Raw genomic sequence first — 12,177 nt, forward strand, 5'->3', positions numbered from 1 at the left:
GGTCCGCCCGGACTATAGAGCGTGGTTCGTGCAGGGCATGATTCATGAATGGATCGGGCTCTCTGGGCGCGACGACCTTCGGGGCGCACGAGTCGGGCTCGCCGCTGGGCTCTATGTGTCGTGTCGCTCTCTCTGATCGGCGGCACGCTCGGGGAGATTCTGCTGCCGTCTGCCGCCTGGTGGTTCAGTCTGGTAGCCGCCTTCGCGGCGGGGTCAGGCGCGGGGAAAAAGTCAGATCGTGCGCTCTGGCTGCTCGCCGCGCTGGGCGTGGCCGCCGGGGTCGGGGTGGCGGGGCGCTCCCTGGAGGAGGCCGCGGACGTGCCCGGAGCCGGCAGGTTGCAGCGCCTCGAGGTTGAGGTGCGCCGCGTAGCGGAAGGGACGTGGCCCTCGGGCAGCCGGTGGGTGCGGTTGTCGGCAGATGTGTTGCGTGGGGATAATGACGGTTTGCCGAAAGGCGCCCTTGTCGAGGTCTTGTTCTCGCGGGCTCGGTCGGATTGGCACCCGGGCGATCGCTTTCGTTTGGTGGCGCGGCCTTACCCCCCACTGGGGTTGTGCAACGCAGGCAAGGACGATCGGCAAGGGTATGCCCGAAGGCATGGCACCTTGGCTCGATTGCGTATCAAGGACGATCGAGCCGTCGAGAAGATGGCCGCATCGCAGAGCCTCCGGGTCCGAGTGCGGGCGGCGATTGCGGAAGCGATCGATCGCGGCGCTCCGGGCAAGGCGGGCCCGATCCTGCACGCGCTGGTTTTGGGAGAGCGACACTCTCTGGACAGGGAACGCCGCGAATATTGGGCCGCTGCCGGGGTGGCTCATCTTCTGGTGGTGTCCGGACTTCATCTGGCGGCGGTGTTTTGGGGTGCCCAGATGCTTCTCGGCTTTCTTGTGCATCTGCTGCTCCCGGTCGGGCATGGCGCGCGTGCGCGCCTACTCTCCCGCATTCTCGTGTTGGGAGTGGTCTCGTCGTATCTGATGATCGTCGGATTCTCGGTGGCTGTTGCGCGCGCGGCGATGGTGGCCTTCCTGCTCCAGTTTCAGGAATTTTTTGGGGGCAGGGCACGCCCTTTTCACTTTTTGCTGGCCACGGCTGCCGGGTTTTTAATGTGGGATCCGGGGTATGCCGGCGCCGTCGGCTTTCAGCTCACTTTCCTCGCCACGGGCGCCCTGATGCTCGCGGGCGGCGGGGCCGCGAGCTCTTTCGCTGCGAGGCTGATCCGTGCGGGACGCTTCTCGCTGGTTGCGGTGGCTGCGACCGCACCGATCCTCGCCTACCATTTCGGCGAGTTTTCGTTGGCCGGGATTATTGTCAACCTGGTCGTGGGTCCGGTTTTGGGCCCGGGCGTCCTCGCACCGGCTTTACCCGGGGCTTTCCTCGCGCCACTCGATATCGGGTTGGCCAGCCGTCTCCTCCGGGTCGCTGCTGTGATGATCGACGCGGTCGAGCCTTTGATTGCGGCGGTCGGCGAGACACGCCTGGGCGTGGTGCGGGCGGATGGGTGGCTTCCCATCGGGGCCGCGGGGGTGGCGGCTCTTTTGATCGGTTCGGGCTTTCGCCGTTGGGGTTGGGAACGCTGGCTGGTGGTGGTCGGGGGGGTTCTTCTGGTTGCTGTGGTTTGGCGGACATTCTCGGGACCACTTGATCGGAGCTCTTTGCGAGTGCGCTTTCTGGACGTCGGTCAGGGCGATGCAATTCTTTTTGCCGGTCCCGGCGAGGTGGCCGGGACGTTGATCGATTTACCCGGGCGTTTGTCTGCTCCCGGTTTGGCCACCCGTGTGGTGCGGCCGGTACTCCGGGCGGAGGGTCTTTCGGGTCTGCGCCGGATTGTTGTCAGTCATGCAGACTGGGATCATGCCGGGGGCATCGATGATTTGTGGAGCCTTTATCCACGAGCAGAATTTGCGGTATCTCATGGCAGTCGCCTGCCCGAGGAGGAAGGTCGTTGGATCCCGCCGGGGCGGGCCCGATGGAAGCGTCTCGGGACGGGCGACCAATTTGGAGCTGGCTGGGGTCGGGTGGATGTCCTGCAACCAGGGAAGCATGGCTTCGCGAACCGCAACGACAACTCTCTCGTGCTCGCGCTTCGCTATGGAGCTACCTCGGTGCTGTTCACTGGAGATATCGAGGCGGCTGGCGAGTCGATGCTGGGTGGCTCTGCGGATTTGCCCGGTGCTACCGTGCTTAAAGTACCGCACCACGGGTCGAGAACCTCGAGCGGTGTGGCGTTGCTCGCAAGGCTGAGGCCTGCTGCAGCGGTTGTCCAGGCCGCGCGGCGGAATCGGTTCGACTTCCCGCATTCCGAGGTGGTGGAACGCTATCGCCAGTTGGGCGTGGCATGGCTGGTCACGGCCGAGGCCGGCGAGATCCGGATGGTTTCGGACGGGCAGATTTCGCGCCTGCAACGATGTCGCAGGTAGGCGGAGCCTAGGTTCGCTGTTCGACCTTGCGGCCGAAGGTGACCTCACCTTTGTCGATACGAATCGAGAATCCGCAGACGGGGCTGGTGCAGACCCAAGCTTTGAACATCACGGTGGCACCCTCCTGCCCGTAATCGGACAGCGGGATCAACAGTCCTGCATCGCACTTCTGGCACTTCGGCAAATCCATCAGCATCCACCCTCCACAACATTCACTTCCGCGTTATCGGTACCCGAAGATGCCGGGCAGAATCAAGGACTGCGAAAAACTCTGTCGCAAGCCGTTTCGGGATAAGAATCGGGGACGCGATATCCGGCGGCGTTCAGTCGGCGGCTGTTTCGCTCGGCGCGGCAGCTGCCTTGGCGGCTCCCGACCGCCGGCGTCGACGTCGGCCACCGCTTCTTTTGCGCTTGGCTTGTCCGCCGAATTCGATTTCGAAAGCGTTCCGCTCGAAATTTGGCTCGCCCTTCACGGACAGCTGAATACCCTTGGCGGCGAGAATGGCATTGGGGCGCTTTTCGATCGCTTGCCGCAGGATCCCGGCGATATCACTGGCAATCCGGATGGTCAGATTCCGAGGGTTGTCGGCCGCCTCGGCTTTCCGCAGGGCCTCCCGCAGTGCATCTCCCGCGACGGCCTCCGGCGATTTTTGTCGCCCAAGTCCGTCGCAGGAGGGGCATGGGATGGTGATGATCTTCTGCAGATTCTCGCGCGTACGCTTGCGGGTCATCTCGACCAGCCCGAGCTCGGAGATCTTCAGAATATTGGTGCGGGCCTTGTCGCGTTTGACGGCCTCCTCGATGGCCTCGCTGACTTTCTTGCGGTTTTCGGCAAGCTCCATATCGATCAGGTCAATGACGATGATCCCGCCAATATTGCGCAAGCGCATCTGGTCAACGCAGGCTTTGGCAGCCTCCATATTTGTTTTCAGCACGGTTTCTTCGTGGGTCTTCTTGCCCACGAATCTGCCCGTATTCACGTCGATGGTTGTCAACGCTTCGGTCTGGTCGACAATCAGATAGCCGCCGGATTTCAGCCAGACGCGTCGATCAAGCGCTCGTCGTACCTGATTTTCCACCCCGACTTCATCAAAAAGAGGAGCCAGGCTCTCGTGGCGACGGACACGCGATTTCAGCTCGGGCTGTAGCGCGGTATCGATGAACTCCAGGATCCGTTCATGGTCGCCCGGGTCGTCGACGAGGATCTCTTCGACCTCGTTGGTGAGAAGATCGCGCATCGAGCGCAGGACGATGTCCAGATCTTCGTGCAGGAGGCTGGGTGCGCCCTCGGAGGCGGCCTTCTTCTCGATGCCCTGCCACAACTTCGACAGGAACTTGATGTCGGCCAGGATTTCCTTCTTCGACAGTCCTTCGCAGGCGGTCCGAACGATGTATCCGCCTTTGCCCCCGGGCCGGTTCTCGGCCACGATCTTCTTGAGACGCTGGCGCTCGCGGGCTTTCTCGATGCGACGAGATACGCCGATATGGTTCGAGGTCGGCATGTAGACAATATAGCGCCCGGGAAGAGAGATATGGCCGGTGACGCGAGCCCCCTTGGTCCCCATGGGTTCCTTGGAGACCTGAACCAGAATTTCCTGTCCGGGTTTCAGTAATTCGTCGATGGAGGGTGGCGGGGTGCTGGGCTTCCGCCGGGATCGACCGCGGGGACCGGGTTTCCGGGATTTGCCGGCAGCGCCGGTCGCATCCGCGCTTTCTTCTTGCTCGGCAGCCGGGTCGCCCGACGGATCGGCCTCCTCATGGGCCGTCTCACCTTCGTGGGCTGGTTCCTCGAGGACTTCGAGGACCTCGGCGCTTTCCTCGGCCGGATCTTCATCGCCGACCCACGCGCTTTCCTCGTCGGTTTGCGGGGCTGCTGGGTCAGCCGCGTCCTGCTCGGTCGCGAGCAGGGCCGCGTCTCCGGCGGGTTCGGGCCCTGCGTCCTTGTCCTCGAGAGGGCCAATGCCCGTCGATTCTGCGCTCTGGTCCGGTTCGTCGAGCGCCGAATCCGAGGCATGAGGCTCTGCGGAATCGGCTTCCTGCGAATCGGCTTCATCCGGATCGACCGGTTCGGAAGGCTCGGTATCCTCCTCGAGGTCGTCCGCGAGGTCATCCTCGGTATCCTCCTCAAGGTCGTCCGCGAGGTCATCGGCCTCTTCGGGTTCGTCCGGCCCGTCCCAGAAGTCCGAGACGTGCATGAATGCGGCCTTTTCAAGACCGATATCGACGAAAGCGGCCTGCATCCCCGGGAGAACCCGGACCACTTTGCCCTTGTAGGCGTTTCCGGCGCTGGAGTTCTCGGCCGGGTTTTCAACCTGAATTTCAGCGAGGGTGCCGTCTTCGGTGAGTCCGATTCGGGTGTCGACGCTGGATCGACTAATAAGGATCTGCTTGCGCACTTCTGTTCCGGTGGGCCTTTCGAGAGAGGAGAGGCGCGGCGGTCAAGGCCCTCTCCTCCCGGCGCGCCACGGGACTAGAACAAAGGTGGTCGGCGGGTCGTCGAGAGGGTCAAGGCGGATGCCGGACGCTCTGCAGCTTTTGAGCAACATAAGGAATCCTGTCAGTTTGGGCAAGTGATCGCCGAATTCCTTCGCTAAAAACCGCAATCCCTTGTGCCTTGGGTTGACTCCAGACACAATATTCTGGATAGAGACCTCCACAATTTGCATCGCGATTCGGCGATGCTCCGGGTGGTGTACGTGGAGGTGAAGTTTGCGCATTCGTGAGATCGATCTCGTTGGGTTCAAGTCGTTCCGAGAGCCCACGAAACTTCGATTCGGCCCGGGAATGAACGCGATTGTGGGTCCTAACGGTTGCGGGAAGTCCAATGTATCCGACGCAATTCGCTGGGCTCTGGGCGAACAAAGCGTCAAGAATCTCCGTGCCCGCGACATGGAAGATATCATCTTCTGTGGCAATGACGGGAGCGCTCCGCTGAACTTTGCCGAGGTCACTTTGACTTTCGAGCAGAGTCAGGATTCGGCATCTGATCTCCTTCCGGAGGAGGGCGTGGCGGCGCAGGTCGCTCGGCTGCCCGAGTTCAGTGTCACTCGACGATTGTTTCGCAGCGGAGAATCGCAATACCTGCTCAACCAATCCCCGGCCCGTTTGCGCGATATCACGGAACTCTTTCTCGGCAGCGGCCTTGGGCCCAAAGCCTACGCGATGATCGAGCAGGGCCGCGTGATGCAGTTGGTGGGCGCCAAGCCCGAGGAAATCCGGCTCTTTATCGAGGAGGCAGCCGGTACGACGCGCTTCCGCAGCCGGAAGATCGCCTCGGAGCGGAAACTGGACCGGACCAGCGAGAATCTCTCTCGCGTTACGGATGTGATGCGCGAGATCGAACGCCAACTCAGTGCGCTGCAGCGTCAGGCCAAGCGTGCGGAAGAATTCAAGAAGCTCGAGGCTGAGCTGCGCGAAGTCGAAATCTTTCTCGCTGGTTCGCGCTTCGGTGTACTCGCCGAAGAGGGCTCGAGCTGCAACGTCGAACTTGCCGAGTTGCGGACTCTGATTGGCGAAGTCGAGACTCGGCTCGGCGAATTGGTGTCCCAGCGCGACGATGTGCAGGTTCGGGATCGCGAGACCAAGGAGGCTATCGAGCAGATGTTCGCGGCGTTGGCGGACGTGGCCTCGGCTGTCGTTCGCGCGACGGAGCGACAGACGGCAACGAACGACAGCCTGAAAAGTCTGGAAGAGCGCCTCGGCAGGGTTGTGGACGAAGACGGGGAGCTCGCCGGGCGCGAGGAGGCGCTGTCGGCGGGGCTGGTGGCGGCGACGGCGGAACTCGAGACGCGAGAGTCTGTTTTGCGGTCCGCCGAGGGCGCATCGCAGGGGGCGGAGGACCAGGTGCAGTTGGCTGCGCCAGCTTTCCAACAAGCCGAAGCCGACTGCAACCAGCATCGATCGGAATTGGCGAACGCGCGGTCGGTGCTCGCGGAAGTCGCCGAGCGCCGAGCCGAGAGTGCAGCTCGGGTCTCCGGTATTCGCGAAGAAGCAGCCCGGATCGAGGACCGCCTCGAGGGGCGGCGGACCGAACTGGCGGGGGCGGCGAGCCGAGCCGAGGCGGCGGCCCAACGCGAAGTTTCGGCACGGACCGAGCACGGTCGGCTGGAGGATACCCGCAAAGGCGCCGCCGAGACCCTGCGCTTGCGTGAGGATGAGCTCCGGCGACTCGAAGAATCCCAGTCGACACTGCGCGAGACCCTCCTGCACGTCGGGGGCCGTATTGACGGACTTCGCGAGTTGGAGCGCTCCAAGGAGGGCTATGCCGACGGAATCGATACGATTCTTGCTCGAGCCGACGGTCCGCTGGGTTTATTGGTCGAGTCCCTGCAGATTCCGGAGACCCTGGAGCCAGCCGTAGCGGCTGTTTTGGGCGATGTGCTGCGTGGCGCCGTCGTCGAGGGGCCCGAAGACGGGGCTCGTCTTGCCGAAGCTCTCAGGGCTGCCGGCGAGGGCCGAATTTCCTTCGTCCCGCGGCGCGGTCAGCCTGCGACGCCCGCATCGCAGGTGCCCCCGGGGTGCCGGCGGATGGTGGATATGCTCGGCGCAAAGGAGGGCTTCTCGGAAGTTCGCGAGGCCCTCTTCGGACGGGTCTTGCTGACCGAGGACCTCGCCACCGCGATATCCGCGTTCCGGTCTGCGCCGGGCGCTGGCGTGTGGGTGACCCTGTCCGGCGATCTTATTGACGAACGCGGTGTCGTGACCGGTGGGCAGGCGCCCGAGGGCGTTGGTCTGCTCGAGCGTCGGCGTGTTCTGACCGAATTGGAAGAGCAACAGGCCCGGGAGGAAAAGGCGCTCGAGGCTCTGCAGGGGAGAATTCTGGCGGCACGCGAGGAATGTCTGGCCAAAGGCGAGGCCCTGCGAAGTCTCGATGCCCAGGCTCATGATGCCACGCTCGAACTGGTCGCGGCCGAGCACGCGCTGGAGGCGGCTCGTCGGGAGCGGGCGGCCGCGGATACGCGGATCGCCGAGACGGAAGAGGAACTACGCATCGCGGCAGGCTCGCTCGCCGAGAGCGAGGAAAGAGCGCGGGAAGCGGAGCAGCAGGCGCTGGCAGCCGAGGCGGGTGAGCGATCGGCGCAGGCGGCCGTCGAGTCCAGCGGGGAGGCCTTGGGGCGGACCCGATCGGCCTTCGAACAGGCACAGGCCGCGCGCGATGGCGCCCGGCACAAGCTCGCGGAAGCCCGACAGTTCGTGACTGAGGCGGTTGCCGAGCATGCCAGGCAGCAGCACGCTCGCGAGGTTCTGCAGTCGCGTCGCCGAACCCTTGGTGAGGATACCGCGCGGCTGGCCGAGGAACGCGAACGGGCCGTGACGGCATTGGCCCAATTGGCGGAGGAATTAAGCGTCGCCCGAGAGCGTCACGCGACGGAGGAGGCGGCCGTCGAGAAGGCTCGCGGGGAGGCTCGGGAAGTCGCGAACCTTCTTTCGGAGTGCGAAAAGCAGGTCGGCGAGGTGCGGAGCGACCTCGACGGGCGGCGGGAGCGAATCAACCAGCTCGAAGTCCGATCGGCATCTTTGGAGGCCCAGATGAATGGAGTCGCCGAGGGTGTCATGGAGAGGTACGAGGTGGTGGTCTCGGAAGTCTTCGTACCCGAGGAGTTCGAGCCGGAGATTGCTGCCGAGCGGGTGGCTGCTCTCAAGAAGCGGATCGACCGCCTCGGTGCCGTGAACGTGACTGCCATTGCGGACGCTCAGGAATTGGAAGAGCGCTATGGATTCCTGCAGACGCAGCGGGGCGACCTCGAGGCCTCGATCGAAGACTTGCGCAAGACAATCGGCGAACTCAGCCGCACGACGCGAACGCGTTTCAAGGATACCTTTGAGCAGGCTCGTGAGAAATTCTCTATTATTTTCAAGGAGCTTTTCCGCGGCGGCTCCGCCGATCTGGTTCTCACGCAGCCCAATAATCTCCTCGAGACCGGGGTCGAGATAGCCGTCCAGCCTCCGGGCAAGGCGGTCCGCAGCCTCGGAATGTTGTCCGGCGGGGAGCGGTCGCTGACCGCGGTAAGCCTGATCATGGCGTTGTTCTCGCTGCGCGCGACCCCTTTCTGCTTGCTGGACGAGGTGGACGCACCGTTGGATGATGCGAATGTGGGTCGTTTCAGCGCTCTGTTGAAGCGCATGAGTGCGGATACGCAGTTCCTCATCATCACTCACAAACAACGCACGATGGAGCAGTCGGATTCGCTCTACGGCGTGACGATGCCCGAGGCGGGCGTTTCCCAGATCGTGTCCGTTGAGGTCGAAGAGGCGGCGCGGGTAGCGACCGACGGAATGGCCGCGTCGGCCTGACGCAGACGATGGCAGATATCCCGTTTTCGCTCTTACTTTGGGGGGCTTTATGGCTCCTGGTGCTTATCGCCGCCTTGGTGCGGGAGTTGCGTGCTGGCTCGACTGCACCGGTCGTGCCAGAGGGCGGGGCGCGGGAGGACGAGGAAATTGGCCCCCCGTCTGCGGTCTCTGTACCTGTTGTCGACCCCTTTGCTCGTGGTTTGGCCAAGAGCCAGGGTGCCCTCGCGGGGCGCTTGCGCTCCCTGCTGTCGGGTGGTGGGGCAGATGCGGCGCTCTTTGAGGGCCTCGAGGAAATCCTCATCGCGAGCGACGTCGGCGTCGGCCCGGCTGGTCATCTGGTCGCTGCAGTTCGCGCCAAGGTGCCCGCAGATGCCGATGCGACGGTCGTCGAGGAGGCATTGCGGCACGAGATCCGCGCCCTGTTGGGGGATCCTGTCCCGGAGCCGGAGATCTTGCCCAAGCGGCCGTGGGTTCAACTGGTCGTTGGCGTCAATGGGGTGGGCAAGACAACTTCGATCGGCAAACTGGCGGCTCGCCACGCAGCCGCCGGCCGAAAGGTATTGCTGGTTGCCGGCGATACCTTTCGTGCGGCGGCTGCCGATCAGTTGGCGGTTTGGGCCGAGCGTACGGGTGCGGAAATTGTGCGGCAGGATCTTGGTGCCGATCCTTCGTCGGTCGCGTTCGACGGGATGAAGGCTGCCGAGGCGCGTAACGTGGACGTCGTGCTCGTCGATACCGCGGGGCGCCTGCATACCAAGGTCAATTTGATGGAGGAGTTGCGCAAGGTGAGTCGGATTCTGGGGCGCGTTGTACCCGACGCTCCCCACGAAGTGCTGCTCGTTCTGGATGCGACCACGGGGCAGAATGCGCTTGCGCAGGCGAGGGCCTTCGCGGAGATCGTGCCGATTACCGGTGTCATCCTCACCAAACTCGATGGTTCGGCGCGTGGCGGCATGACGATCGCGGTGCGTCACGAACTCGGAGCCCCGGTGCGCTACGTGGGTTTGGGCGAGGGCGCCGAGGATCTGCAGAACTTCGTGCCGGAGGCATTTGTTGACGGGCTTCTCCCCGCAAACAAACTGGCCTCGGCTTGACTCTTGACGCTGAGGGTCCATAGCTTAGGTGGGGGGAGGGCCGCCGATCGAGGGTCGTCAATGGAAGTCCCCAACATCTTAAGTTTTCCGCCAGCCCCAGGGTGACGCGGTTCGCCAGTAGGCGCAGTCTGGAGTGGAAATTGGATAGTTTGCCGGCAGGAATCATCGGATTTTTCGTCGCAGCATTGATCGCCGGGGGTTTTTCCCTGATTCGGCGGCGACAGTCGCGCCGGGCAGCCTCCGAGGCTCTCGCATCGGCAGAGCAGGCGTTGCATCAGGCTGAGCGCGAGGCAGACTCGATTCGCAAGGAAGCTCAGATGGCTGCCAGGGACGACGCAGGCCGGGCACGAGAGTCTCTCGATGAAGAGGTTCGCGCCAAACGTCAGCAGATTCAGGCGACCGAGAAGAAGCTCGGCAGCCTGGAGGTCGATCTCGAGCGGCGCGGGAACAAGGTTGAGAACCGGGAACGCGAGATTGCCAAGCGCGAGTCGGCAGCCGAAGAGGAGAGCGCGACTCTGAGCCAGGAGCGCGACGAGTTGGCCGCCGCGATCGAGCAAACCCGGAACTCTCTCGAGCGAGCTGCCGGCCTCACCCGGGAAGAAGCCAAGCAGGCGCTGGTTGCCGAAATCAGCGAAGAGGCAAAGCTTCAGGCAGGGCGCCGGATCCGGCAGATCGAGGAGGAGGCGCGCGAGGACGGCGAGCGCCGGGCCAAGAAGATCGTCGCGCAGTCGATCGCTCGTCTGGCCGGGGAGTGGGTCGCCGAACGCTCCATCTCGATCGTTTCGTTGCCATCGGATGATATGAAGGGCCGGCTGATCGGCCGAGAAGGTCGAAATATTCGGGCGATCGAGGCGGCCACCGGGGTTGATCTGATCATCGATGATACCCCCGAGACCGTCGTGATCTCCTGCCATAATCCTGTGCGGCGGGAAATTGCGAAGATTGCTGTCGAAAAGCTGCTTTCGGATGGGAGGATCCACCCGGGCCGTATCGAAGAGGTCGTGCGGAAATCGGAAAAGGACGTTGAGGCGACGGTCAAGGAAGCTGGGCAGAAGGCTCTGTTCGAGGCCGGTGTGCACGGCGTTCATCAGGAGATCGTGAAACTTCTGGGGATGCTCCGCTACCGTTACAGCTATGGACAGAACGTGCTGGCGCACTCCATTGAGGCCTCCTTCATTTGCGGCCTGATGGCGGCCGAGCTCGGTTTGAATGTGAAACAGGCCCGCCGGGCGGCTCTGCTGCACGATATCGGCAAATCGCTTACCCACGAGGTCGAGGGCTCCCACGCGCTGATCGGGGCCGATATCGCTCGGAAATATGGCGAGTCGTCGAAGGTCTGCAATGCGATTGCCGCTCATCACGAGGAAGTAAAATGCGAGACCATCCTCGCGCCACTGGTCGATGCCGCTGATGCGCTGTCCGGGGCGCGCCCGGGCGCTCGACGCGAGGTTCTGGAGAGTTACGTCGAGCGACTCGACGAACTCGAGAAGATTTCGGGCAGCTATGATGGTGTGACGCGTTCGTTCGCTGTTCAGGCGGGCCGTGAGGTCCGAGTTTTTGTCGAGCCTGCCAAGGTTGATGACGATCGCGCGGCGGCGATGGCTCGGGATATCGCTCGGCGCGTGGAGGAAGAACTGACGTACCCCGGTCAGATCAAGGTGACTGTCATTCGCGAGACTCGCGCGAGCGACGTTGCACGCTAGGCTCCATCGATCATGCGGATACTATATCTGGGGGATATTTTTGGCCGAGCCACGCGTCAGTTGATCCGGCAGGAGCTTCGTTCCATTCGCGCGGCCGAGGACGTTGATTGTGTGGTCGCCAACGGGGAAAATGCCAGCGGAGGTCGGGGCATCGACCCGAACGGTGTCGACGAATTGCTCGATGCGGGCGTGGATGTGCTGACGACCGGAAATCATATCTGGCGGCATCGCTCGATCGAACCCGTACTCGAAGAGGAGCCTCGCCTGATTCGTCCGGCGAACTTTCCCCAGAACAATCCGGGCCGAGGCTGGACGGCAGTCACGGCGCGCGACGGAACGCGAGTCGGTGTCGTGAACCTGATAGGCCGCGTCTTCATGGGCGACTTTGATTGTCCGTTTCGGGCCGCAGATCGAGCCCTCGAATCGCTTCGAGAACAAGCGGATGTGGTGGTGGTGGACATGCATGCGGAGACAACATCGGAGAAGGCCGCGATGGGCTGGTATCTCGATGGTCAGGTATCGCTGGTGGTCGGCTCGCATACCCATATTCAGACAGCCGATGAGAAGATTTTGCCCGAAGGCACAGGGTTTTTGACGGATGCTGGCATGTGTGGGCCAACCCGCTCGGTGATCGGAATGCGTCGCGAGGATGTGATCGAGCGGTTCCTCTC

General features: G+C 63.2%; 7 protein-coding genes (1 of these 7 only partly in view). 5 read left to right on the forward strand and 2 right to left on the reverse strand.

Annotated features, from left to right (window positions below):
* Window positions 1-48: 48 nt before the first annotated feature.
* The gene (locus tag P8K07_09950) at window positions 49-2,415 is read left to right on the forward strand and encodes a DNA internalization-related competence protein ComEC/Rec2 (protein ID MDG1958845.1); all 2,367 of its coding nucleotides are present in this window, start codon (window positions 49-51) and stop codon (window positions 2,413-2,415) included.
* Between the two features lie 7 nt (window positions 2,416-2,422).
* Here P8K07_09950 and P8K07_09955 read toward each other — a convergent pair whose 3' ends face one another.
* Window positions 2,423-2,605, reverse strand: a complete 183-nt coding sequence (locus P8K07_09955) for a hypothetical protein (GenBank protein MDG1958846.1) — start codon at window positions 2,603-2,605, stop codon at window positions 2,423-2,425.
* A gap of 133 nt (window positions 2,606-2,738) precedes the next feature.
* Complete coding sequence (locus P8K07_09960) at window positions 2,739-4,811, reverse strand: Rne/Rng family ribonuclease (protein ID MDG1958847.1); 2,073 nt, start codon at window positions 4,809-4,811, stop codon at window positions 2,739-2,741.
* Between the two features lie 313 nt (window positions 4,812-5,124).
* Here P8K07_09960 and smc point away from each other — a divergent pair, with 313 nt between their 5' ends.
* The 4 genes from smc to P8K07_09980 form a co-directional block, all read left to right on the forward strand.
* Window positions 5,125-8,709 (forward strand): chromosome segregation protein SMC, encoded by a 3,585-nt coding sequence (smc, locus tag P8K07_09965; protein ID MDG1958848.1) that lies wholly within the window; start codon window positions 5,125-5,127, stop codon window positions 8,707-8,709.
* Window positions 8,710-8,768: 59 nt separating this feature from the next.
* Window positions 8,769-9,803, forward strand: a complete 1,035-nt coding sequence (ftsY, locus tag P8K07_09970) for a signal recognition particle-docking protein FtsY (GenBank protein MDG1958849.1) — start codon at window positions 8,769-8,771, stop codon at window positions 9,801-9,803.
* A gap of 140 nt (window positions 9,804-9,943) precedes the next feature.
* On the forward strand, window positions 9,944-11,506 hold the full coding sequence (gene rny / locus P8K07_09975; protein ID MDG1958850.1) for a ribonuclease Y: 1,563 nt from the start codon (window positions 9,944-9,946) through the stop codon (window positions 11,504-11,506).
* 12 nt (window positions 11,507-11,518) lie between these two features.
* Window positions 11,519-12,177 carry the 5' portion of a TIGR00282 family metallophosphoesterase gene (locus P8K07_09980; protein ID MDG1958851.1) on the forward strand. The gene runs 127 nt beyond the window's last position, so 659 of the gene's 786 nt are visible here — the first part of the coding sequence; the start codon lies at window positions 11,519-11,521; the stop codon falls past the right edge of the window.

The sequence above is a fragment of the Candidatus Binatia bacterium genome (genome assembly GCA_029248525.1).
GTDB lineage: Bacteria > Desulfobacterota > Binatia > UBA12015 > UBA12015 > UBA12015.